The sequence below is a fragment of the Neiella litorisoli genome (assembly GCF_014773395.1).
In the GTDB taxonomy this organism is placed as follows: Bacteria; Pseudomonadota; Gammaproteobacteria; order Enterobacterales; family Neiellaceae; genus Neiella; species Neiella litorisoli.
In genome coordinates this window covers 58,858-81,261 of record NZ_JACXAF010000013.1, presented here as the reverse complement: position 1 = coordinate 81,261, position 22,404 = coordinate 58,858, and the positions used below count along the sequence as shown (strand labels likewise).

Annotated in this window: 24 protein-coding genes and 1 other RNA gene; 19 read left to right on the top strand and 6 right to left on the bottom strand. The window is 51.1% G+C overall.

Annotated elements, in window-relative coordinates; genetic code table 11:
- Positions 1-9: 9 nt before the first annotated feature.
- Positions 10-2,292 (bottom strand): penicillin-binding protein 1B, encoded by a 2,283-nt coding sequence (mrcB, locus tag IC617_RS10960; protein ID WP_191145033.1) that lies wholly within the window; start codon positions 2,290-2,292, stop codon positions 10-12.
- A 130-nt stretch (positions 2,293-2,422) separates the two neighbouring features.
- Here mrcB and IC617_RS10955 point away from each other — a divergent pair, with 130 nt between their 5' ends.
- From IC617_RS10955 to IC617_RS10935, 5 genes are all read left to right on the top strand, one after another.
- Positions 2,423-2,587, top strand: a complete 165-nt coding sequence (locus IC617_RS10955) for a hypothetical protein (RefSeq protein ID WP_191145032.1) — start codon at positions 2,423-2,425, stop codon at positions 2,585-2,587.
- Between the two features lie 197 nt (positions 2,588-2,784).
- Positions 2,785-3,333, top strand: a complete 549-nt coding sequence (locus IC617_RS10950; RefSeq protein ID WP_191145031.1) for a DUF4136 domain-containing protein — start codon at positions 2,785-2,787, stop codon at positions 3,331-3,333.
- 590 nt (positions 3,334-3,923) lie between these two features.
- Complete coding sequence (locus tag IC617_RS10945) at positions 3,924-4,223, top strand: hypothetical protein (RefSeq protein WP_191145030.1); 300 nt, start codon at positions 3,924-3,926, stop codon at positions 4,221-4,223.
- A 179-nt stretch (positions 4,224-4,402) separates the two neighbouring features.
- Positions 4,403-4,672 carry a hypothetical protein gene (locus IC617_RS10940; RefSeq protein WP_191145029.1) on the top strand — a complete coding sequence of 90 codons (270 nt, stop codon included), beginning with the start codon at positions 4,403-4,405 and terminating at the stop codon, positions 4,670-4,672.
- A 49-nt stretch (positions 4,673-4,721) separates the two neighbouring features.
- Entirely contained in the window at positions 4,722-5,627 is a 906-nt protein-coding gene (locus tag IC617_RS10935) for a LysR family transcriptional regulator (protein WP_191145028.1), read from the top strand.
- A gap of 41 nt (positions 5,628-5,668) precedes the next feature.
- Here the strand turns inward: IC617_RS10935 and IC617_RS10930 are convergent, their stop codons facing one another.
- Together IC617_RS10930 and hrpB are read right to left on the bottom strand one after the other, a co-directional pair.
- Positions 5,669-5,986, bottom strand: a complete 318-nt coding sequence (locus IC617_RS10930) for a hypothetical protein (protein ID WP_191145027.1) — start codon at positions 5,984-5,986, stop codon at positions 5,669-5,671.
- 166 nt (positions 5,987-6,152) lie between these two features.
- On the bottom strand, positions 6,153-8,621 hold the full coding sequence (hrpB, locus tag IC617_RS10925) for an ATP-dependent helicase HrpB (RefSeq protein WP_191145026.1): 2,469 nt from the start codon (positions 8,619-8,621) through the stop codon (positions 6,153-6,155).
- Between the two features lie 310 nt (positions 8,622-8,931).
- Here hrpB and IC617_RS10920 point away from each other — a divergent pair, with 310 nt between their 5' ends.
- The 11 genes from IC617_RS10920 (at position 8,932) to panD (ending at position 16,706) form a co-directional block, all read left to right on the top strand.
- Positions 8,932-9,141 carry a cold-shock protein gene (locus IC617_RS10920; protein ID WP_087505494.1) on the top strand — a complete coding sequence of 70 codons (210 nt, stop codon included), beginning with the start codon at positions 8,932-8,934 and terminating at the stop codon, positions 9,139-9,141.
- A 121-nt stretch (positions 9,142-9,262) separates the two neighbouring features.
- Positions 9,263-9,721 (top strand): hypothetical protein, encoded by a 459-nt coding sequence (locus tag IC617_RS10915; RefSeq protein WP_191145025.1) that lies wholly within the window; start codon positions 9,263-9,265, stop codon positions 9,719-9,721.
- 11 nt (positions 9,722-9,732) lie between these two features.
- Positions 9,733-10,251: an RNA 2',3'-cyclic phosphodiesterase gene (thpR, locus tag IC617_RS10910; RefSeq protein ID WP_191145024.1), complete on the top strand. Its 519-nt coding sequence runs from the start codon at positions 9,733-9,735 to the stop codon at positions 10,249-10,251.
- A gap of 10 nt (positions 10,252-10,261) precedes the next feature.
- Complete coding sequence (gene sfsA / locus IC617_RS10905) at positions 10,262-10,960, top strand: DNA/RNA nuclease SfsA (RefSeq protein WP_191145023.1); 699 nt, start codon at positions 10,262-10,264, stop codon at positions 10,958-10,960.
- Between the two features lie 189 nt (positions 10,961-11,149).
- Complete coding sequence (gene dksA / locus IC617_RS10900; RefSeq protein ID WP_191145022.1) at positions 11,150-11,599, top strand: RNA polymerase-binding protein DksA; 450 nt, start codon at positions 11,150-11,152, stop codon at positions 11,597-11,599.
- A gap of 30 nt (positions 11,600-11,629) precedes the next feature.
- Positions 11,630-12,517 (top strand): tRNA glutamyl-Q(34) synthetase GluQRS, encoded by an 888-nt coding sequence (gene gluQRS / locus IC617_RS10895; RefSeq protein WP_191145021.1) that lies wholly within the window; start codon positions 11,630-11,632, stop codon positions 12,515-12,517.
- A gap of 180 nt (positions 12,518-12,697) precedes the next feature.
- Positions 12,698-14,005, top strand: coding sequence for a polynucleotide adenylyltransferase PcnB (gene pcnB, locus IC617_RS10890; RefSeq protein ID WP_191145100.1), 1,308 nt, complete (start codon positions 12,698-12,700; stop codon positions 14,003-14,005).
- Between the two features lie 18 nt (positions 14,006-14,023).
- Positions 14,024-14,530, top strand: coding sequence for a 2-amino-4-hydroxy-6-hydroxymethyldihydropteridine diphosphokinase (gene folK, locus IC617_RS10885; RefSeq protein WP_191145020.1), 507 nt, complete (start codon positions 14,024-14,026; stop codon positions 14,528-14,530).
- A 70-nt stretch (positions 14,531-14,600) separates the two neighbouring features.
- Positions 14,601-15,398, top strand: coding sequence for a 3-methyl-2-oxobutanoate hydroxymethyltransferase (gene panB, locus IC617_RS10880; protein WP_191145019.1), 798 nt, complete (start codon positions 14,601-14,603; stop codon positions 15,396-15,398).
- Positions 15,395-16,249: a pantoate--beta-alanine ligase gene (panC, locus tag IC617_RS10875; RefSeq protein WP_191145018.1), complete on the top strand. Its 855-nt coding sequence runs from the start codon at positions 15,395-15,397 to the stop codon at positions 16,247-16,249. The genes panB and panC overlap by 4 nt, the downstream gene beginning before the upstream one ends.
- 76 nt (positions 16,250-16,325) lie before the next feature.
- A complete protein-coding gene (gene panD / locus IC617_RS10870; RefSeq protein WP_191145017.1) occupies positions 16,326-16,706 on the top strand; it encodes an aspartate 1-decarboxylase in 381 nt (126 codons plus the stop codon).
- A 119-nt stretch (positions 16,707-16,825) separates the two neighbouring features.
- On the opposite strand, the gene IC617_RS10865 is transcribed toward panD, so the two are convergent.
- Positions 16,826-17,731 carry a LysR substrate-binding domain-containing protein gene (locus tag IC617_RS10865; RefSeq protein ID WP_191145016.1) on the bottom strand — a complete coding sequence of 302 codons (906 nt, stop codon included), beginning with the start codon at positions 17,729-17,731 and terminating at the stop codon, positions 16,826-16,828.
- 234 nt (positions 17,732-17,965) lie between these two features.
- Here IC617_RS10865 and focA point away from each other — a divergent pair, with 234 nt between their 5' ends.
- The 3 genes from focA to IC617_RS10850 all read left to right on the top strand — a co-directional run bounded on the left by focA (position 17,966) and on the right by IC617_RS10850 (position 21,516).
- Positions 17,966-19,414, top strand: coding sequence for a formate transporter FocA (focA, locus tag IC617_RS10860; RefSeq protein WP_191145015.1), 1,449 nt, complete (start codon positions 17,966-17,968; stop codon positions 19,412-19,414).
- Positions 19,415-19,625: 211 nt separating this feature from the next.
- Positions 19,626-20,255 (top strand): uracil phosphoribosyltransferase, encoded by a 630-nt coding sequence (gene upp / locus IC617_RS10855; RefSeq protein ID WP_191145014.1) that lies wholly within the window; start codon positions 19,626-19,628, stop codon positions 20,253-20,255.
- A 37-nt stretch (positions 20,256-20,292) separates the two neighbouring features.
- Entirely contained in the window at positions 20,293-21,516 is a 1,224-nt protein-coding gene (locus IC617_RS10850) for a uracil-xanthine permease family protein (protein WP_191145013.1), read from the top strand.
- Between the two features lie 52 nt (positions 21,517-21,568).
- On the opposite strand, the gene IC617_RS19075 is transcribed toward IC617_RS10850, so the two are convergent.
- Both IC617_RS19075 and rnpB read right to left on the bottom strand, forming a co-directional pair.
- The gene (locus IC617_RS19075) at positions 21,569-21,769 is read right to left on the bottom strand and encodes a DUF6538 domain-containing protein (protein WP_369410396.1); all 201 of its coding nucleotides are present in this window, start codon (positions 21,767-21,769) and stop codon (positions 21,569-21,571) included.
- Between the two features lie 281 nt (positions 21,770-22,050).
- An RNA gene (gene rnpB / locus IC617_RS10845) (RNase P RNA component class A) lies at positions 22,051-22,403 on the bottom strand.
- Position 22,404: the final 1 nt, after the last annotated feature.

Sequence of the window (22,404 nt, the reverse complement as noted above, 5' to 3'; positions counted from 1 at the left end):
CGTTGTATTTTAACCAAAAATCCTTTTCCACCAAGGTCTGACACTATCATCTTTTGGTGTCTCTTTTTTGACACAAGGTTGAATCGCAAGATCTTTGCGCTGATCGATTGGCAGTACACGCTGTTTTTGGCATTCGCCCGAAAAAATCTGGCCGTCGCTATCAACCGCCATTAATGCCACATCAGTCGGCGGGATCAGCTGTAATGGCAGTGCTTTTCGCTTCGCCAAATAGCGACTGTAGAATTGCATGGCCGCCTGACTACCGGTCAGTTTGATCGGCTGATTGTCATCGCGGCCAACCCACACCACGACAATTTCGCGACCATCAACCCCAACGAACCACGCATCCCGATAATCGTTCGAGGTGCCGGTTTTGGCCGCCAGCTCAGCGTCACCAAAAGCACTTTGCAACTGCTTTGCGGTGCCCGCTTTGACGACCTGCTGCATGGCAAACATCACTTGATAAGCATTGGATGAATCAAGCGCCTGATAGCTGCCAGGCGGCCGAATATGTTGATTACCCGAACGATCTAAAGAGACCCCCGCAACTAAATAAAGTGGCTGATAGGAGCCATAGTTGACCAAAGAACTGTATAGCTGCGCTACTTGCCATGGCGACATGGACACACTGCCCAATAAATCTGACGGATATAAATGCGGCGCGGGCGCTCCGGTGAGGCCTGCCAATAACTTAGCGATCGGCTCCAGACCTACCGACATCCCCAAGTTGACGAAAGGCACATTCAAGGATTTCGCCAACGCATCAATCGCCACCACACTGCCGCGATACTGTTTGTCAAAGTTCTGCGGCTGCCAGCGTTTGCCCTCCGAGCTGCGCATCGACACGGGCCTATCGTTGAGCTTCGACGCCAAACTCATGTCCGATTTAAACTCAAGCCCAGCAAGTAAAATCACAGGTTTCAACAACGAGCCAATCGGTCGCTGCGCTTCGGTCACCCGATCGTAGCCGGGGTAATCTGGCCGACGGTCACTAATCATTGCTCGGACCGCCCCACTAACGCTGTCGACCGCAATCATGGCAACCTGCAGTTGCTGCAATTGATGACGATCTTCTAATTCTTCGATCACACTCACCGCAGTTTGCTCCATAGCAGCCTGCGATAGCGGATCAATGGTCGTCGCCACCGCCATCAACTCACCAGCATGACGAGATGAAATGCGCTGCTGCAGCTCTTTTCGCACGGCTCGAACCACCGCTGGCCGCTGTTTTAACTGCAGCTTTTGTTTCGCCACAACGGCCACCGGTCGGGCACTAATGCGTTGGTATAAGTCGGTGTCGAGTTGCTCCCGCTCGAGCAACATTCGTAAAATTAGATCACGCCGCTCGGCAAGCTTTTCTGGGCGCCGCCACGGGTTATACAGGCTTGGTCCTTTGACCATCGCGACTAACGCAACTTGTTGTTCTAAATTCAGCTGATGCAGCGGCTTGTTGAAGTAAAACTGGCTGGCTGTGGCAAAACCATGGATCGCCGTTGCACCGTGCTGCCCCATGTATATTTCATTGATATAAGCTTCGAGAATGACATCTTTGTCGTAACGCCACTCCATCAGTAGCGCTAGGAATGCTTCATTGAGTTTTCTGATCAGGCTGCGCTGGCGTGTCAGCAAAAGGTTCTTAGCCAGTTGCTGGGTTAAGGTGCTGCCTCCCTGTACCGTATGGCCAGCCTGCAAATTCGCCACCATGGCTCTGGCAATGGCAATCGGATTAACTCCCCAGTGTTGGTAAAAGCCGCGGTCCTCAACTAACAGCAGTAACTCAATAAGCTGCTCCGGCACTTGCTGTAAATCGATCCAAATCCGATCTTCTCGCGTTCCCGCCCAGATTTTATCCAGCGTCACCGGCGCTAAAGTCAGTTTGTCTAACGGGGAGCCTGCGGCCTGTAGCTTGGTAATGCGGTCTTGCTCAAAACCAACGGTAATGACCCCCTGCTGGTGATCGGTGGCGGTAAAATGAATCGCATCGCGATGATGAACCAACAGCTTGGAGTGAAGGTCTTGCTTTAACTGTTTGATTTGGTTGGCTTGTTGGTACCCCAGCGCTTTTAATTCAGCAACCAGTTCGGTTGCCGAAAGGCGAATGCCGGACTGAATCACCAGCGGGCGCGCTTGTACGGTCAGCACATGGGGCTGGTAGAGCTCGGCAAATGCTTGTTGCAATTTACTGTCGAGGTAAATCAGGTAGCCGGCCAGCAACACCGCAAGACTAAAGGCGACTTTGCCAATCACCCGCCACCAAGAGTCCTGACCAATGATCCGCTCACGCCAGCTCATAAGGCGGTGTCAGTCCGTGAAAATAGCAACAACGTAGCTCCTGAATTGAGCGTCATGACTGAATATTTTTTAAACAAAACTCGGTCTATTGACGTAGTAATAATCAAATTAAACAACTATCGGAGCACTTATGATGATCGTGATTGAAGGTGATGACAATGCCATTGAGCTGGAATTTCATCTGATTGAGCAGCGCATGGCGCCAACAGTTCCGCAAAAACTAGGCACCACTGCAGAAGTAGAAGCCGCCTGTCAGGCTGGCGCACTGCTGCCAGACGGGTTCGAGGCCAAGTAAAACCGCCCATCCGAGGTTTGTCTCATTTAATGAAACAACCCATTTCATTTTCGCTGATTTTTCATCGCTAACTTGTACCCTATCATTTGCCTCGTTGAATACATCAAGTGGCGGCGAAGCACCCGCGGCCATCTTTATTACAGAGTTCAGTGGAGGCGACAATCATGAAAAAGCGAAACTCTCTTGGCGGAATAATAATGGCTGCAGCTGCATTGGTTTTATCGGGTTGCGCTAGCAGTCCTAAAGTCGAAGCAGATTATGCTAATGGCTACAACTTTGCGCACCTGAGCACCTTTTCAATGGTGCCGATTAACAACGACACCTATGCCGGCCAGCCGGGAGAAAGTCTGACGGAGCAACGCATCAATGAGTCGCTCAGAACGCACTTGAGCAACCGCGGCATGACTGAAGTGCCAGCCGATCAAGCCGATATTCTGGTGTCTTATTACGTCACCAGCGAGGATAAAACTCGAGTCACAAGCTATAACACAGGGTTTAATCACCACCGCGGTCTTTATCGCGGCCATCACCGCCATGCTTGGGGCTATGGTGTTGGCAGCGACATTCAGGTACGTCAATTTACCGAAGGCCAGCTGCTCATTGATTTCGTTAGCCCAGAGAACAACATGGTCGTTTGGCGCGGTATTGGCGCCAAAAAATTGAAGTCATCGCCGACCCAACAAGAGCGGATGGACACCATTGATCAATATGTCGATGCCATGCTGGCTGAAGTTCCAGGCTGGTAAAGGCCCACAGCTCAACCACGAGAAGCCCTCCGTCATGACGTGACTGGGGGCTTTTTATTGGCGACTTAGCCACCAACCGTCGCGACCACAACCGAAAGTCATTGTTGCAATAAGTGGCACAGTTCGTCTCAGCAACCGCCATTTTTCATCATCGAATTTGCGCCTAAACTTGCCTCATCAGTGACCAACACACTCAATTATTTGGAGAACACCATGACTAAGCCAACCACAAACCGCTCTCGCATCGCTTTGCTGTCAATTATTGCGAGGGGCTGTTGAGCTTCACGGTATAAATTTTGTTCGTCCAAAACACTCTTTTGAGCAAGGAGCGAGCTATGCCGTATAGGGATCTATACAAATAGCGAGCGACGCAGCGAAATGAGTGTTTTGGCAAACCCTTTGGGCAGCATTTATGGGCAATTTATTCGGCGTCAGCGATGACTTATTGACGGCCAGTCAACTTCGCAATCGCTTTCTTGCCTAAATCACCCATAAAGTGCTGCAAAAATATACAGTGAAGCTCAACAGCCCCTAGTATCAGCTCATTCGCTACGGCAACCGCCAGCGAGCATACCGAGACCGAGCAATACATGATTAATACGGCCGGCAAAGCCATCTACATGAATGAGTTTTGTGGCACCAACATTGAAAAAGACAAGTTTGTCGAAATCGCTAAATTGTCTGCTTTTGCCAATGGTGAGACTGTTGCTGCACCTGGCGAAATCAATTGGAGCGAGCTGCAACAACCAGCACATCGGGCCTATTACGAGTATGCAGTGGCACACCCAAATGGCTCGGCTTGTGAGCAATTGCTGGAGCGCACCGCCAACGTACTGCCGATGCTGGAAACGGGTCAGATCATGGAGCTGGAACTTGAGTTGACTCAATAAGTGGTCCACAGCTCAACATCAACGTGGAATAAAACAACTAACAACAACACGGGCCGGCTTCTGCCGGCTTGTTTATTTTCAGTATTTTTTGGGTATCGGACTGGTAGTTTTCCCAGCATTCAAACAACTCATCGAGCAGTAGAGTAGACACATCACTACACAATAAAAAATACCCCGCGATGAACTGGATAAATACCTGCAAAACAATCTTTGTGGCCACCGGCCTGATCACTTATTTAGCCCATGCTACTGATATCCAGCTGGATGATGAGCAATTGAGCGTTCAGCAGCAATCGCTAACGCAACAAACAGTGAATGGGACTTGGCCAACGGCAGCAGAACATCACCATGGCGCTCAAGCAGACGCCAGCTCAACCTCCCCAAAAGTATCGGACAGAGCAGCTAATGAATGGCTCCAGCTTGATCAGTTATTTGCCGATCACTCTTAATCAAGGCGTACTATAGTAGCTTATGGATAAGTAAAAAGAGCGTGGGAACATGAAGTTAGAAGACATGGAGCTGTTTGTTGTAGTGGCCGAGCTAGGTAGCTTTACCAAGGCGGGCGACTATTGCGACATGCCCAAAAGCACGGTCAGTCGGCGGGTTAAAGAACTCGAAGACAGCCTCAAAGTTCGCCTGCTAAATCGAACGACTCGGGCGCTTCACCTTACTCAGCAAGGTGAAGTCTTTTATCAGCGCGCAAAAACCATTCTTGATGATATTGCCCGTATTCAAAATGAGGTGGCAACAGAACAAGCCACAGCGTCGGGCCGAATCACGATCTATGCGCCGAGCCTGCTATTTCACGTCTTCGCCCGCTGGGTCACCCAGTTCCGCAAAGACTTTCCCAACATTTCCCTTGAACTGCTGTCGCGCGACGATAATGCCCCTTTGGGCGATGACAAGCGCTTCGATTTGCTGTTTCAAGCGGGCGCATTGGAAGATTCCAGTTTAATTGCTAAAAAGATCTGCGACATTCCTGGCGGTTACTATGCCAGCCCAGATTATCTGGCACAGGCAGGCACGCCGAACACCCCCCATGATCTGGCCGAACACGACATCGTATTTCGCGAGCTTGTTCACGGCGAAGAGCCCAAGTGGTACTTCAAGGATGCGGACAACGAATACTGCGTGGAATTAACCCCGAGTGTGATTACCGACTCACCTCAAGGCATGTTGGCCCTGACCAAAAGTGGCGCCGGCGTTGCTCGGCTATCGGATATTCATGTCAAAGAGCCATTAGAAAACGGCGAATTAGTGGAGCTGTTTAATGGTCGCTATAAAATGAAAGCGCCGCTCTACGCGCTTTACCCATCACGACGATACATGCCAGAGCGCGTTCGCCTGTTACTGCAATATTTAGAGAGCGAGCTGCCCAAAGCAATCGATCATTTGCTGACCTGATACCTGCGATGGCGCTCGCATTGTTCTAACCGATCAGTGTCCTAACCGATCAGTTTCGACAAGTTCATTTGCTGGGCATTGACCAGTGGCTGTTGTAATTGCGCTAGATAACGCCGAGCCATCGCCGTTAACTCAACATGCTGCACGGGTGAATCGACACGTAGCCAGACCGCTGGAGCCGTCAGATCTAACTCCTTTAACTCGGCAAATGCAGCGGTTCGGCTAATACCTCGATTAGCGGCTAACTCATCAATGCTGCCTGCCTCATCTAAATCAGCGAGCAATTGTATCGCGGCAAAGTTAAGCGACATCACATCAACCTCCCCGCCATTGAGTACCCACAACGATGCGGATGCCAATTGTGATCCGGCATGTTGAAGCCATTAATTGTTGTCATTTCAAACTCCCTAACTTCATTAATGATTTGAAGATGTTCATGGTAGAGAGCCGTTGACGGGTGAAAAATAGCGCGTTTTAGGATGGATAGTTGCAGTGAATGCAACAATCCACCCCAGCGATTAGCGGCTATTGCAAATGTCGCTTGGTCTTCCTCGTTGGTGCTGTATTGGCTGGATCATCAGGCCACAGGTGTTTCGGATAACGACCTTTCATTTCTTTTTGCACTTCCTTGTATGAACCTTGCCAAAACTGCGGCAGATTCTGGGTTAATTGCACTGGACGTTTCGCCGGTGACAACAGCTCAAATGCCAATTGGCAGCGACCTTCCGCCAATAGCACTTGCTGATTGAAGCCATACATTTCTTGCATTGGCACAGCGACTTTCGCCCCACCGTTATCGTCATAAGCAATCGCGACCTGCCGCCCGAGTGGCGTGGTGAATGACGTCGGTAACGTTTGATCAAGCTGCTGAGATGCTTGAAACCCCAAATATGCGCGCAGCAGCTGTAGTAAATCTAATTGCTGCAGTTCCTTGTGGCTGCGAACACCAGGCAAGTAAGGCAACAACCACAGCTCAAGGGTATTGAGTAAGCCGTCAGTGGTGAAGTCTGGCCAATCATCACTACCAGCAACTTGCCACTGTTTGGCCAATTGAATGCGCTGAATGAGATTGCTGGCAGGCGTCGACCAATTCAACACAGCTAATCCTTTGCGTCTCACCCACTGGCACAACGCCGCCCCTATTTGATCGCTGGCCATATCGCTCAGCGGGCTGCTGGTTAACACCAAGCGGCCTAACTTTTGTTCTCGACGACCAATCACTCGGGCTTTGTCATCATCCCAGTCAACCACGTCCTGCTCGATAATAAAGTCGCTCAAATGCTGCTGGATCAGCTGGGGAGAAATTTCAATGGCCGCTCGGATCCAACTATCAGCATGATGCTCGCTGAGTTGATGCTGCAACACCAACAACCACTTAGCGCGCTGCAACGGATCGTCAGTCGCAAGTTGCACACCAATGCCATCACTAGTGCTGTAGCTGTTATTGTGACGTTGTTTTGCCACCCGATCAGGAAAGGCTCGAAGTAACAAAGCATCGAAACCGGCGGTCGAAAGCTGGCTGGGCCACTGGCGACCACCGGCTCGCTTGAACCATTGCCGAGCCTGCTGATCAACGGCTCGGGACGACTGCTTAATCGCACTATCCAATCGGGCCAAAAACTCCACCGAGCGATTCGCCCGCTGTTCGAGTAATGCCGCACCATAACAAGCCGCAGCAAGTAATGAATCGCCTTGCTCCGCCCCCAGCACCAGTAAGTGAGCAAGCCGTGGCGACAGCCCAAGTTGCAGCATCGCGCGGCCGTGATTGTTGATATTGCCCTGACGATCAATCGCACCGAGCCATTGCAACTGTTGCTTGCCATGCTGCCAAAGGCCGCCATTAGGCGGTGTCAGCCAGGTCAGCTGGTCTAACTCAGTGATCCCCCACTGGGCCAACTCTAGTGCTAGTTGAGTCAGTTCAGCATAGGTCACTTCAGGCACGATCGCTGGCTCAAAGCTTTGCTGCTGTTGTTCTGACCACAGACGGTAGCAATGCCCCTCGGCAACACGGCCTGCCCGACCAGCACGCTGCTTAGCCGATGCCCGACTAATCTGCCGAGTTTGCAAACGGCCAGCATTGGCACTGCTCACAAAACGCATGGCGCGCTCAAATCCGCTATCGACCACGGTTTTAACCCGCGGCAAGGTGATCGAGGTTTCAGCAATATTGGTCGCGACAATCACCCGCCGCTGCTCACCGGGCTGAAAGATCCGCTGTTGCTCGGCGTGGGATAAATCACCATACAACGGCAGCCAGTCAAAGCTGGCGTGCAATTCGGGCTCCTCAGCGGCCCATGCAAGCAATTGCTTAATTTCCCGCAGGCCTGGGACAAACACCAGTACATCACCCTCGCTTTGTTCATTGAGCGCTTGTTTGAGCAAAGCAAAACACTGTGGCAACCAAGGCATGTGGCTGTCGCGCATACGATAATGAAGATGAACGGGGAATTGCCGACCGTCACAGCCAATCAATGCGGCCGCTGGCAGACAACGCTGAAAGGCGTCAACGTCCAATGTGGCCGACATCATCATCAAACGGAGGTCGTCACGCAGCCCTTGCTGGGCGTCGAGGCACAAGGCAAATGCCAAATCAGCATTGAGATTTCGCTCATGGCATTCGTCAAAAATGACTAAATCATAATCAGCCAACTCAGGATCATGCTGTAATAGTCGAGTCAAAATCCCTTCGGTCACGACCATCAGCCGAGTTTGCGCTGATTGCTTTTTTTGTTGCCGAATATGGTAGCCAACCTGTTGCCCAACCGATTCCCCCAGCTGCGCCGCCATATACTGAGCCACCGAACTGGCTGCGAGCCGTCTTGGCTCCAGCATAATTATCTTTTTATTTTTAAATTCAGCTTGTTGAAGCAACAATAGTGGTAGCAATGTCGACTTACCTGATCCAGTTGGAGCAGTCAGGATGACATCACGTTCGGCGGCAATGGCTTGGCCCACTTGATCAGCTATTTGGGCCACTGGGAGATCAGTGTTCATGATAAAAATGCTGTTAAAACCAAGGGCTAGTCTAAGGACGAGATCGCCAAAAGTCATCGCTAAAGCAACAGATTAACGATTATTTATGGCTTGATAACGGCAAATACACATTGACGCGCCCCGCTAGCCTCTTATAATCGGATATGCTTGATTGTCTGCCTGATATTTATGCACCAAACTGCGATGGACCGTTGGCGTACCTTTTGATGGACCTTGCGCCCTTCGTAAATTGAAAATAAGTACCAAGAGCAATATTTCAGCACCACGCCGCGAGGCACCAATTTTTATCGAAGAGTTTAAAGGACATCCCATGTCAGAAATCAAAACCGGCACCGTCAAGTGGTTCAATGAATCAAAAGGCTTTGGCTTTATTGAACAAGAAGGCGGCCCAGACGTATTCGCTCACTTCAGCGCCATTAAAGGCACCGGTTTCAAAACCCTAGCCGAAGGCCAGAAAGTACAGTTCACAGTGACCCAAGGCCAAAAAGGTCCACAAGCTGAGAACATCGAAGCTCTGTAATTTGCCGGTCCGCAAATCGCAAAGATGCCAAAAAACGAGGTCGAATGACCTCGTTTTTTTATGGCCCCGCCCCAGTCCATTCACTAAACTTATCGCCATCAACTAACTTGTTGGAATTTACATGAAAATTACATTTACTGGTGTCATCGCCGGGATGGCTCTGGCCTTTGTTTGTTTTGTTGGGGCGAGCCGCATCGCCGTAGATAGTCTGGTCTCTGGTGTTGGCACCAGCCAAGTCCAAACCCTGCTGAAAGACATTCGCCACAAACTCGCCATGAAGCAAGCATTGGATCAAGCGCAGCTTGCCGATGTTGAGCAAATGCTGATCACCGACTTAGCGCGCGACCTTGACGAACTTCGCGGCTTTCGCTCGTATGCTTCCGATCTACGAAAAGCTGATATCGATCAGGCATTTGTTGATATTGTCAGCTACCGACAAACTCTTACAGCGGCAAACTCAAGCGCCGTCAGCCGCAGCAGTTGGCAAGCCAAAGACATTGAAGCCCTGCTAGGACCTATCGAGCAAGCGCTCGTTAAGCAGCAGCAAGCTAAAGCCGCTCAACAACAAGAGACCCCCTAGGTCAGCTGCTGATGTCACGTCGCTTGTTTGTGGCCATTGCGGTGCCGCAATCGGTTCAACAGCAAATTAGCCAATGGCAATCGCGACACGCGCCTGTCGGCAGCCAACCGGTGGCTGCCAGCAACTATCATCTGACGCTGGCATTTTGTGGCGACTGTTGCACTGCCACAGAACAAGAGCTGTGCCAGCAACTCGATGCCATCAAGGCCGAAGGCTGGCAACAAGTGCTCGACAGCACTGGCTGGTTTGCCAAACCTGCGATTGGTTACCTCGCGCCCTCTGTGGCAAAAGCGCCACTACTGACACTCTATGAGGCGGTCAAAGCGGCAGCTGAAGCGGCCGCCATCAAACTACCCGAACAATCGTTTGTTCCTCATGTCACGGTATTTCGGCACCATCGCCATGGTGCGCACTGGCAGCCGCCACTGACGCCATTGAGCTGGCCAGTCAGCGACTTTCGACTGTATCACTCGCATCAGGGTGACTATCACCAACTGCGCCGCTGGCCCTTACAAGCCGGTTCAAATTAAGAGCAATAACATGAAGTTAACTCCCGCCACGCTGATCAAGCGCTACAAGCGTTTTCTTGCTGACGTCACACTCGAAGACGGCAGCACCATCACGGTCCACTGCCCGAACACCGGCTCAATGAAGAATTGTGGTCAATCTGGCGATCGGATCTGGCTAAGCACATCAGACAATCCCAAGCGCAAATATGCCCATACGTGGGAATTAACAGAAACCACCAGCGGCGACTTTATTTGCATTAATACCCAACGAGCCAACCCTGCAGTTGCAAAGGCGATTAATGCAGGCCAGATTGCGTCGCTAAACGGCTATCAGACGCTACAGCGGGAGGTTAAGTATGGCGAGTCGAGCCGCATTGATATTCTGCTCAGCGATGGGAAGCAAGCCGATGCCTATGTTGAAATCAAATCCTGCACCCTGCTTGAAGCCGATGGCTGTGGTTATTTTCCCGACGCAGTGACCAGCCGAGGTCAGAAACATCTGCGAGAACTAATGGCCATGGTGACCGCCGGCAAGCGTGCGGTATTAATCTTTGCCGTGATGCACACCGGCATAGAAACGGTTCAGGCAGCCAGCCACATCGATCCGAAATATGCGCAGTTGCTGGTCGAAGCGGCGCAAGCGGGGGTAGAAATTCAAGTATGTTTGTTCGATATCAAACCATCTGGTATTACCTTTCGGCACTGTTGTGAACTGACTGTTAATGAATAGTACAGTGAAGTGGCTAGCCACCGCGCATCGGCGATGTGTCACTTTATGAGCGCATTTTTTTTCAGGGTCGAGGCCTTCACCGCATGTTAATAAAATGCGATTGCCCCGGCGCCCCGATTCTGCTATAGATAGCGCCCTACTGCTCTGGTTGGGTCCAGAGATATCGTTGGATTTGAAGAGGTATGTAGCATGCCAGAAACAAAAAAAGCCAGTTCACTGGGCGTGTTAGCACTAGCTGGCGTGAAGCCGTACCAAGCCGGTGCGGACGAAGAGTACATGAATGAAGCTCAGCAAGCTCATTTCCGTAAAATTCTCGAAGCCTGGCGTAACCAACTGCGTGAAGAAGTCGACCGGACCATGTCGCACATGCAAGACGAAGCCGCTAACTTCCCTGATCCAGTCGATCGCGCTGCGCAGGAAGAAGAGTTCAGTCTTGAGCTGCGTACTCGTGACCGCGAGCGCAAGCTGATTAAAAAGATTGAGAAAACGCTGCAGAAAATCGAAGAAGATGAATTTGGCTACTGTGATACCTGTGGTATCGAAATTGGCATTCGTCGTCTAGAAGCTCGCCCTACAGCCGACCAATGCATCGACTGTAAAACGCTGGCTGAAATCAAAGAGAAACAACTGGTCGGCTAATCCTCCCCGATTAACCGATCATCTTCTGCGATGATCTTATCTGCTCAAACGCCGCGGCAGCCCGGCTACCGCGGACGTTTTGCTCCCTCACCTTCCGGTCCTCTCCATTTTGGTTCGTTGCTTGCTGCGGTCGGCAGCTATCTCGATGCCAAAGCCCATCGCGGCCAATGGCTGGTTCGTATTGAAGATATCGATCCACCGCGAGAAGTAGCAGGAGCCAGCGACCAAATCCTCCGAGCTCTGGAAGCATTCGGCTTACACTGGGACGAATCCGTTCGTTATCAAAGCCATCGCCTTGACGATTTTCAACAAATCATTAATGAGCTACTAAGCACACAAGCAGCCTACTTCTGTGACTGCACTCGTAAGCGAATCAAGTCGGTCGGCGGCATCTACGATGGCTATTGCCGCAATCGCCATTTGCCTGGGGAGCACTGTGCAGTGCGCTATCGTTACGATAACGCGATCACTCACTTTGATGATTTGCGGCTCGGCAGACAAACCAGTATTGCCGCTCAAGATTTCGTGATTAAACGACGCGATGGTTTAATTGCCTACCAACTCGCCGTGGTCGCGGATGATATTGATCAGGGTATTAATCATATTGTTCGTGGTGTCGATCTACTTGAAACCACCAGCAGCCAACTGGAGCTGTATCGCCAATTTGACCACAGCCCCCCGCAATACCTGCACTTGCCATTGGCAGTGGATCAACATGGCCACAAACTCAGTAAACAAAATCACGCGCCAGCAATTGACTGGCAACAACCTCAGCAGCAACTTTGGCAAGCACTGAATTATCTCGCCTTGGCGCCGCCAATGGCCTTGCAACATGAATCGGTTACGGACCAGCTTGATTGGGCGATTGAGCAATGGGATCGCCAACAACTGCCTCAAGACAATCAAGTTTTGACCTAAAAACGGGAACTTACTGACGTTTTTGTGCTTTTCGTTCTATTTTTCTAACAGTTTGCTAAAATTGCGCTTCTTTTAACCTCGGACAACACTTTATTCATGGTACTTAACCGCGTTCTTAATCTGTTTCGGCGCACCTCTACGGGCGATAATGACGACCAATCGGGCCTTCACGCCACCGTGATCCCTCGTGCCGAACACAACATTTCGCGCAAGGATATTTCAGCAAGTGCCATTAAGGTGATGTATCGGCTGCACAAATCGGGCTATCAAGCTTATTTGGTTGGCGGCGGCGTGCGCGATTTGTTGCTCGGCCTGTCGCCCAAAGACTTTGATATTGTCACCGATGCCAAACCCGAGGAAGTCAAAAAACTATTTCACAACTGCCGCTTGATTGGTCGCCGCTTTCGTTTGGCGCACATCATGTTTGGCCGCGAAATCATTGAAGTAGCAACCATGCGAGGCCACCACGATGAAGAAAAAGGCGGTCATATTTCTAAGCGCGATGCCAGCGGTATGATTGTTCGCGACAACGTCTATGGCAGCATTGAAGAAGATGCCGAGCGTCGCGACTTCAGTATCAATGCCTTGTATTACAACATCGCCGATTACAGCATTTTGGATTTTGCCAACGGCGTCAATGCCATTAGCAAACGTCGCATTGAGATGATTGGCGATCCTGCCGCACGCTACCGCGAAGACCCAGTTCGCATGTTACGGGCCGTTCGCTTTGCAACCAAGCTCGACATGACCATTGAGCCTGCCACAGCCGAGCCAATTTACGAGTTAGCCGACACCTTGGGCGCGATTCCGCCAGCGCGACTGTTTGATGAAATGTGCAAGCTGTTGTTAGCCGGTAAAGCCGAGCAGAATTTCGATATGCTGCGCGAGTTCGGCCTGTTCGATGTGTTGTTCCCAGAATTGGGCGAATTTCTCAATAATGAAGCAAGCGAACAAGATTTAGACTTTATTCGCGGCGCGTTGCGCAACACTGATTCACGGGTCAACAGTGACCAAAGCGTTACTCCGGCGTTCATTTATGCCGCTTTGTTATGGCCGATGGTTGAAGCCAAAGCTCGCGAGTTGGGAACCGAATCAGAGCTTAGCGAGCAAGATGCCTTTCAGGTTGCCGCCAGTGAGACGCTGGATCGCCAGCAACAACGCACGGCGGTGCCGAAGCGCTTTACCTTGATGTCGCGTGATATCTGGACCTTGCAGTTCCGCCTGCCCAAACGCGGCGGTAAGCGAGCAGAGCGCTTATCGACTCATCCTAAGATCCGCGCAGGCTTTGATTTCTTGTTGTTGCGAAGCGAAGTCTATGGCGGAGAGCTAGTTGAGTTAGCCAACTGGTGGCAACGATTTTTAACTTCAACCGGTGACAAGCGCAGCGCCATGTTGCGTGATGTATCTGGGCCCAAACGAAGCAACCGTCGTCGCCGACCGCGCCGCAAACCACAAACTAAAACAGCTGCGCCTAAATCGGATTCTTAAAAAATCGTCGGAGCAACTATGACAAGCCAGAGCCAAGCCGCAACCGTTGCTGCTTACATTGGCGTTGGAGCCAATCTCAACAATCCAGTGGCACAAGTGGTCAAAGCGATTAACGCATTGAAATCATTGCCACAGACCACTTTTGTCAAGGCGTCCCCCATGTATGGTAGCAAGCCGTTAGGGCCTGCCGACCAACCCGATTACATTAACGCCGTGGTTAAGCTAGAAACCAGCCTAGCACCAGAGAGCCTGCTCGATGCCCTGCAAGAAATTGAACAACAACAGGGCCGCGAACGTAAAGAAGAGCGCTGGGGACCACGAGTCATCGATCTGGATATTCTGTTGTTTGGAAACCAAACTATCCAGACAGAGCGGCTGACAATTCCGCACTACCATATGGGCGAACGAGAATTTGTCCTTTATCCTCTATTCGATATTGATTCTGACGTCACCATGCCAGATGGCACTGCGGTGCGCGACATGTTGGTCAACTGTCCGCGCAATGGTTTGCAGCGCTACTATTAAATGACGTGTTGACGTCCAGCCCGCCCCGTTCGGGCTGCCAAATGCGGGTATCCAACCCTAGGGTTATGTTATGAAAAAAGTCTCCGTTGCCAGCTTGCTGAAAAAGAAGCAGGACGGCCAGAAATTTGCCACGCTCACCGCTTACGATGCCTCCTTCGCCAAGTTATTTGATGACTGCGGCATTGATTTGATTCTCATTGGTGACTCGCTGGGTATGGTGCTACAAGGCGAATCCAGCACGTTGCCGGTCACCGTCGAACAAGTGGCTTACCACACGCGCTGTGTTGCCTCGTCAACCGAACGCACCATGGTCGTTGCCGACATGCCGTTCATGTCTTATGCGACCCCGGAACAAAGCTATGAAAACGCCGCGGCGTTGATGCGTGCAGGCGCCAACATGGTGAAAATGGAAGGCGGTGAATGGCTATGTGAAACCATTCAAGGTCTAGTCGAACGTGGCGTCCCGGTTTGTGGTCACCTCGGCTTAACACCGCAATCGGTCAACGTCTTTGGCGGTTTTAAAATTCAGGGTCGTGGCGATGCTGCCGCACGTCAGTTGATTAACTCTGCCATGGAGCTTGAAAAAGCCGGTATTCAGCTGTTGGTACTTGAGTGCATTCCTGCGCCATTGGCCAAGCGAGTCGCCCGCTCTCTGACGATTCCAGTGATTGGTATTGGTGCCGGTAAAGACACCGACGGCCAAATTCTAGTGATGCAAGATATGCTTGGGATCACCGCAGGCTACGTGCCGAGCTTTTCGAAAAACTATCTGGAAGTCACTGGCAACATCCGAGAAGCGGTCAAACTCTACATTGATGAAGTGGAGCAAGGCCTGTTCCCAGCGGCCGAGCAGAGCTTTGACGAATGATCATTTCTGAACAAATCGCGGTGATCCGCGACACCGTGCGCGAATGGAAGCAACAAGGTTTAACCGTGGGCTTTGTGCCCACCATGGGCAATCTTCATCAGGGCCATCTGACGTTAGTCAAGCAAGCGCAGCAGCGCACAGATAAGGTGGTCGTCAGCATCTTTGTCAATCCGATGCAGTTTAATAACGCCGCCGATTTAGACAACTACCCACGTACGCTGGAAGATGATTGCGGCGCATTGGCTGAAGTCGGCACCGATCTGGTGTTCTGCCCGACGCCGGACATCATGTACCCGAAAGGTTTAGCGCAACAATCGCAGGTATCGGTGCCCGGCATCGGCGATGTCCTTGAAGGTGCCATGCGACCCGGTCACTTCACCGGTGTCGCCACCGTGGTCACCATGCTATTCAACATTGTTCAGCCTGACGTGGCTTGTTTTGGTGAAAAAGACTTTCAGCAATTGGCGCTGATCCGCGCCATGACTCGCGATCTGTGTTTACCCATCGAGATTGTCGGCGTGGCAACGGTTCGCGAAGCGGATGGTTTAGCGATGAGTTCACGCAATGGTTACCTGACAGCCGCTGAGCGCCAGCTGGCACCTAAATTGGCGCAAGTCATGAATGACATTCAACAACAGCTGAAAAACGGTGAAAAAAATCCAGAAATGTTGATTGCCGAAGCTTCTGAGCAATTAAACGAACATGGGTTTAAAACAGATAGCATCGACATCTGTGACGCTGACAGCCTCGCGCCGTTAACTAAAGACTCTCGTCAGGCGGTTGTTTTAATGGCAGCATTTTTAGGCAAAGCCCGTCTCATTGACAACTGCGTGGTAGATTTGCAGGGATAAGCGAATTGTTATATATTCCGCCGTCCGTGGACTACCACGGCCGTGTTAAATCTATATGTCAGTAGTGGGAAGCTCAATGCAAGCGATCATGTTAAAAGGCAAACTTCACCAAGCCCGCGTCACTCACGCCGAGCTGGAGTATGAGGGATCATGTGCCATTGATCAGGATATGTTGGACGCCGCCGGAATTCTCGAGTACGAACAAATCCAGATTTACAACATCGAAAACGGTGAACGCTTCACCACTTACGCCATTGCCGGCGAGCGCGGTTCGCGCATTATCTCTGTGAATGGCGCCGCTGCTCACAAAGCCAGCATCGGCGACCGCATTATTATTTGTGCTTATGTCAGCATGAGCAATGCCGAAGCCGGCAGCCATAAACCATCACTGGTTTATCTTGATCAAGACAATAATATTGCTCGCACCAGCAAGGACATCCCAGTCCAAGTTGCGTAATTCAGCGCTCGATGCTGATCCCGATGAAATAGCTAAAGCCAGTCGCTCAACTGGCTTTTTTATTATCTACCATTCATCAAATGACTTGATAATGATGAGCAAGGCGTTTGATAGCTGATTTACATGACCCGTTGATTGCGCTTGACCAGTTTGATCGCTTCGCGTTTGATGCAATCACGGAGTGGATTTTCAATACTGTCAGCGCGCCAGATAAAAGACAGTGGTCGCTCAATTTTAATATCCGGCGTGTTCAACACCACTAAATCACCGCGCTCAACAAACTTAATCACATCCAAGTAGGGCAAACAGCTCAGATACAAGCTATCGGCCACCAGTTGGCGTAACACCGGCACATGGGAATATTCGCGCCAAACATCTAAGTCATCAATTCGGCCATAGAGGGCGCTATCAAAAATCTCGCGGGTGCCAGCGCCCTGCTCTCGCAACACCCATTGAGCCTGCTCTAACTGCGTCAGATTAACGCTGTCGTTATTGGCATACGGGTGATGAGCGGAAGCAACGATCACCAGATGATCGTGACACCAGATTTGTTGGTCGATACGGGTATCATCGCATCGGCCTTCGATAATGCCGAGATCAAATTTGTAGTTCCGAACCCCATCAATAACATGGCCGCTGTTAATTTCGTCAAACTCAATCCGCAATTCTGGAAATGCACTATCAAGATGACTGATAAGCTCAGGTACTAAATGCTCAGCTGCCGTTTGACTGGCCGCTAAGCGTAACTCGCCACTAATGATTTGCTGATCATAAAAGCCTAATTCAATTTGCTGTGCATCAAACAACAATTGCTTAGCCCGGGGACGAAGCCACTTTCCCCAGTTGGTCAGAACCAACCGCCGCCCTTGCCGCTCAAACAAAGGCCTGCCGAGCATTTTTTCTAATTGAGCCAACGCCATACTTGTTGCCGACTGAGTGAGTGCCAACTTATCAGCAGCCAGACTGACACTTTCAAATCGAGCAATCGCATCAAAAACGGCCAACTGCTTTAGCGAATAACGCATGTTCGTGCACCTCGGTAATGACAATAACCACTTGCCTGAGCGCTAGCTTAGCAAAGCTAATATCAATTTATTTGATTAAGCGTAATCAAATTATCAATTTTACTTGGATTAGCGCCCCACCCTAATCTAACCGCAGTCAACACACAACAACCAACAAAGGGGTGTATCCATGCACGACACAACGACTTACCGAGCCCAACAGGGCGCAATCGACCACCATACTGGAGAGGAGCAATGACTGTTAACACCGTTGGCACTGCTGACATTGTTAATCCACGCCAACTGGTCGCAGTGGCAGAGGGCTACACGCTCGCCAAGCAACAGAAACGCACCCGCGAAACCATAGGGCTGGCAATGATGGCGGGCATTTTCATCGGCTTGGCATTTGTGTTCTATCTGACCGTGACCACAGGAAGTCACAGCAATTGGGGGCTCACTCGATTGGCTGGCGGCGTCGCCTTTAGTCTTGGTCTCATTCTGGTCGTGGTCTGTGGTGCCGAGCTATTTACCAGCTCGGTATTGTCTGCCATTGCCCGTGCTAACGGCCAAATCAGCAGTAAAGCCATGCTAGTGAATTGGCTCAAAGTCTACCTTGGCAACTTACTTGGCGCGCTAGTCTTAATGGCGCTGGTCATGGCCGCAGGCATGTTCATGCTTGCCAAAGGTCAGTGGGGCCTGAATGCGTTGCAATTGGCAGCGCACAAAGTGCATCACAGCCCACTTCAAGCTTTTTCACTTGGCGTGCTGTGCAACATGTTGGTGTGTCTGGCGATTTGGATGACGTTTAGTACCAGTCAGATACTTACCAAAGCGCTGCTGATCATGTTGCCTGTGGCGATGTTTGTTAGCAGTGGCTTTGAGCACTGTGTTGCCAACATGTTCATGGTGCCGCTCGCTATCGCCATCAAAACCTTCGCTCCGGCCGAATTTTGGCTGCAAACCGGAGTGACCGCCAGCCAGTTCAGCGAACTGACTTGGAGTCATTTTGTCACTGCCAACCTGATCCCAGTGACGCTCGGCAATATGTTTGGTGGCGCCATTCTGGTTGGCTTGAGCTATCAAACCATCTTTCAACCGAAACCCGCGGCCATAACAACTGCCGCCTCACCCGCAACCACCACCGATTTATGTCTTACTGAGGACAAACACATGCTAAACGATACCCTTACAATTAAAGATATTATGGACAGCAAGCCACTAACCTTGAGCGCTGGCGCGACCGTACAAGATGCTCTCGATCAATTACTCGCCTGCCATATTAGTGGTGCACCGGTCGTCGACAGAAACCACAAGTTGGTCGGCTTCTTTTCACTACAAGACGCCCTAGCTGACATGTGGGCAAGTGATTTCATGCCTTCGCTCACGCAACAAGTACAAGATCTCATGGTGCGCGAGGTGCAAACGGTTGACAGTGATGAGTCCCTGCTTGATTTTGCCGAATACCTCAGCGTTGATAAAAACAAGGTGTACCCAGTGACCTCGGCGGGTATCGCATTGCAGATGACCAACTTGTCGATGGCAGAGCGAGCACAAGCGGCGACACCGAACTTACCCCATCACTTTCCAGTGGTGAGCAATGGTCAACTCGTTGGCACTGTTAGTCGTCAGCAACTAATGGCAGCACTGCGGCCGATCTATGGTCAGCAGCTAAATTTGGTACCAAGTCATGACATTGTTGCTTAGAATGGCCCTGCTTTAATAAAGATGCTCACTGAAAGCCAGTCGCTCGACTGGCTTTTTTTGTCACGTTAATCGACTGTTGCGATTTGTTGACAGCCACTAGGGCGACGGAAATCGTCGACCTGTCTGAGACTTGTCAAACATCAACAATGGCAAATTGTCGCTATGCTATTTGTTACGCGCATTTTTTACCTCATCATGTCAGGACTCCATCATGGCCGTTTTTGAAATCAAGCACCCACTGGTGCAACACAAACTAGGACTCATGCGAAAAGCAGGACTCAGCACCAAACAATTTCGCGAATTATGCAGCGAAATCGGTGCTCTGCTTACTTACGAAGCCACTCGTAACCTCGAAACTGAAACGGTTGAAATCAAAGGTTGGCAAGGTACGCCTTTAGCAGTTGAGAACATCAAAGGTAAAAAAATCACCCTAGTTCCGATTTTGCGGGCGGGTTTAGGCATGTTAGATGGCGTTCAGACCCTACTGCCAAATGCCAAGATCAGCGTGGTTGGCCTCTACCGAGATGAAGAAACATTAGAGCCGGTGGCCTATTTCGATAAAGTCGTTCGTGATGTCGAAGAGCGCACCGCATTGATTGTTGATCCTATGCTGGCCACCGGCGGTACCCTGATTGCCACCATTGATCTGCTCAAGCAAAAGGGCTGTAAGCACATTCAAGGACTATTCCTCGTCGCCGCGCCGGAAGGCATTGCCAAACTAGAAGCGGCTCACCCAGATATCGATATTTATGTCGCATCAGTTGACGATCATTTAAATGACAAAGGCTACATCATTCCTGGCCTTGGCGATGCTGGCGACAAGATCTTCGGCACCCGATAATTTCAATTAAAAACACACAGCAGGACTCAACAACGCTATGCAAACCTTCTCTGTTCGCACCGCTCTGATTGGCGCACAAATGCTTTTTGTCGCCTTCGGCGCACTGGTGCTGGTGCCGATTCTAACTGGCTTAGATCCCAACGTGGCATTGTTCACCGCCGGTATCGGTACCTTGTTATTCCACTTTATTACCAAGCGTTCAGTGCCGATTTTTCTGGCCTCATCGTTTGCCTTTATTCCAGCAATCTCCCACGGCGTAGCCACTTGGGGCATTGCCGCCACCATGTCAGGCCTGATGGCTGCGGGCGTGTTCTACATGCTGCTCAGTGGCTTGGTTGCGCTGCGCGGCAATGACATCATTCACCGTATTCTGCCGCCAATTGTGGTTGGTCCGGTAATTATGGTCATTGGCCTCAACCTCGCTCCCGTCGCTGTTCACATGGCGCTGGGCCGCACCGGCGATGGCGCCATTGAACTGTTTAGTATTGAGCAGGCTCTCATGGTGTCGATGCCGGCACTAATCGTCACCATTTTGGTTTCAATTCTGGGCAAAGGGTTACTGCGACTGGTACCAATTTTGTCAGGTCTAGTGGTGGGTTACATCATCGCGGTGCTGATGGGCATGGTTAGCTTTGATGGCGTCGCCGCCGCGCCTTGGGTGGCAATTCCAAACTTCACCGCTCCTGAGTTTCATTGGGAAGCGATTTTGTTCATCGTACCAATTGCTATTGCTCCAGCCGTTGAGCACATCGGTGACATGGTGGCCATTTCCAACGTCGCCGGTAAAGACTTCTTGAAGAAACCTGGTCTAAAACGCACCTTATTGGGCGATGGTGTCGCGACATCGGCAGCGGCAATGTTCGGTGGCCCGCCAAACACGACCTACTCAGAGGTAACCGGCGCTGTTGCGCTAACTCGAGCGTTCAACCCAGTGATCATGATTTGGGCCGCTGTGTTCGCGATTTTACTGTCATTCTGCGGCAAGAGCGGCGCATTACTGAGCTCTATTCCGGTCCCTGTAATGGGCGGCATCATGACCTTACTGTTTGGTGCTATTGCGGCAATTGGTCTAAACACTCTGGTGAAAGCGGGTGATGACATCAGCCTGCCACGCAACATGACCATCGTGTCACTCACTTTGGTATTTGGTTTGGGCGGCATGTTCTTCGAATTTGGTGACTTCACCTTACGCGGCATCGCGCTGGCGGCAATCACTGCCATCGTCTTGAACCTTATTTTGCCAAAAGGCAAACACGCTTAAGTCTTTGACTCAACCATGGCGCAGCCGCGCCATGGCTATCTCACTGTTTTCCCTATCCCACAAACTTTTTGTAGCTACAACATTCTTGAACGGTTTGGCGTGCTTGCTTGGGCGAGCGTGTCCGCAAGCTAAAGCGAATGAACTGCGGGAGCTTTGTGAAATCTCTTACGATCGAAGGGACACGCAGACAGAGATAATAAATGCCATTGCGCAGATAGGTGTGTTTAAGCTTCCGCTGCTCATTTTGTTGCACACTTTGTATCACAGTAACCTCGCATAGCTGCAAGTTACTGAACTCAAAGGAGTTTGGAGTCGACCATAAGCCGCTTGGTTTGTTTGAGTGGAGTGGGCAATCGAGTGCGCTTCATCCCCCAAAAACAAAAAACCAGCCTTGGATAACAAAGCTGGGATTCGTAAAAAATGGGAGTCGGCCACAAGCCGCTTGGTTTGTTTGAGTGGAGTGGGCAATCGAGTCCGCTTCGTCCCCCAAAAACAAAAAACCAGCCTTGGGTAACAAAGCTGGGATTCATAAAAAGTGGGAGTCGGCCATAAGCCGGGTTCTGTCGTGGACAATCATTCGTCTAGGCCAGCGGTCGCCCGCTGGCTCAAGCAGCCTACCCGCCCCCAAACGCGGGCCGCGTCCGCAGGGGCCTATTTGGCCTTGCTCCGGGTGGAGTTTACCGTGCCGCGAACTGTTGCCAGCCGCGCGGTGCGCTCTTACCGCACCCTTTCACCCTTACCTGTGCTCTTACGAGCCATCGGCGGTTTGCTCTCTGTTGCACTAGTCGTGAGCTTACGCTCCCCAGGCGTTACCTGGCACCCTGCCCTATGGAGCCCGGACTTTCCTCCCCCCTGCAAAGCAGAGCAGCGATTGCCTGGCCGACTCCG

What these genes read in the sequence shown, in the direction of transcription:
- mrcB (WP_191145033.1), bottom strand. Translation starts at nt 2,292, where the DNA reads ATGAGCTGGCGTGAGCGGATCATTGGTCAGGACTCTTGGTGGCGGGTG.
- IC617_RS10955 (WP_191145032.1), top strand. Translation starts at nt 2,423, where the DNA reads ATGATGATCGTGATTGAAGGTGATGACAATGCCATTGAGCTGGAATTT.
- IC617_RS10950 (WP_191145031.1), top strand. Translation starts at nt 2,785, where the DNA reads ATGGCTGCAGCTGCATTGGTTTTATCGGGTTGCGCTAGCAGTCCTAAA.
- IC617_RS10945 (WP_191145030.1), top strand. Translation starts at nt 3,924, where the DNA reads ATGATTAATACGGCCGGCAAAGCCATCTACATGAATGAGTTTTGTGGC.
- IC617_RS10940 (WP_191145029.1), top strand. Translation starts at nt 4,403, where the DNA reads ATGAACTGGATAAATACCTGCAAAACAATCTTTGTGGCCACCGGCCTG.
- IC617_RS10935 (WP_191145028.1), top strand. Translation starts at nt 4,722, where the DNA reads ATGAAGTTAGAAGACATGGAGCTGTTTGTTGTAGTGGCCGAGCTAGGT.
- hrpB (WP_191145026.1), bottom strand. Translation starts at nt 8,621, where the DNA reads ATGAACACTGATCTCCCAGTGGCCCAAATAGCTGATCAAGTGGGCCAA.
- IC617_RS10920 (WP_087505494.1), top strand. Translation starts at nt 8,932, where the DNA reads ATGTCAGAAATCAAAACCGGCACCGTCAAGTGGTTCAATGAATCAAAA.
- IC617_RS10915 (WP_191145025.1), top strand. Translation starts at nt 9,263, where the DNA reads ATGAAAATTACATTTACTGGTGTCATCGCCGGGATGGCTCTGGCCTTT.
- thpR (WP_191145024.1), top strand. Translation starts at nt 9,733, where the DNA reads ATGTCACGTCGCTTGTTTGTGGCCATTGCGGTGCCGCAATCGGTTCAA.
- sfsA (WP_191145023.1), top strand. Translation starts at nt 10,262, where the DNA reads ATGAAGTTAACTCCCGCCACGCTGATCAAGCGCTACAAGCGTTTTCTT.
- dksA (WP_191145022.1), top strand. Translation starts at nt 11,150, where the DNA reads ATGCCAGAAACAAAAAAAGCCAGTTCACTGGGCGTGTTAGCACTAGCT.
- gluQRS (WP_191145021.1), top strand. Translation starts at nt 11,630, where the DNA reads ATGATCTTATCTGCTCAAACGCCGCGGCAGCCCGGCTACCGCGGACGT.
- folK (WP_191145020.1), top strand. Translation starts at nt 14,024, where the DNA reads ATGACAAGCCAGAGCCAAGCCGCAACCGTTGCTGCTTACATTGGCGTT.
- panB (WP_191145019.1), top strand. Translation starts at nt 14,601, where the DNA reads ATGAAAAAAGTCTCCGTTGCCAGCTTGCTGAAAAAGAAGCAGGACGGC.
- panC (WP_191145018.1), top strand. Translation starts at nt 15,395, where the DNA reads ATGATCATTTCTGAACAAATCGCGGTGATCCGCGACACCGTGCGCGAA.
- panD (WP_191145017.1), top strand. Translation starts at nt 16,326, where the DNA reads ATGCAAGCGATCATGTTAAAAGGCAAACTTCACCAAGCCCGCGTCACT.
- IC617_RS10865 (WP_191145016.1), bottom strand. Translation starts at nt 17,731, where the DNA reads ATGCGTTATTCGCTAAAGCAGTTGGCCGTTTTTGATGCGATTGCTCGA.
- focA (WP_191145015.1), top strand. Translation starts at nt 17,966, where the DNA reads ATGACTGTTAACACCGTTGGCACTGCTGACATTGTTAATCCACGCCAA.
- upp (WP_191145014.1), top strand. Translation starts at nt 19,626, where the DNA reads ATGGCCGTTTTTGAAATCAAGCACCCACTGGTGCAACACAAACTAGGA.
- IC617_RS10850 (WP_191145013.1), top strand. Translation starts at nt 20,293, where the DNA reads ATGCAAACCTTCTCTGTTCGCACCGCTCTGATTGGCGCACAAATGCTT.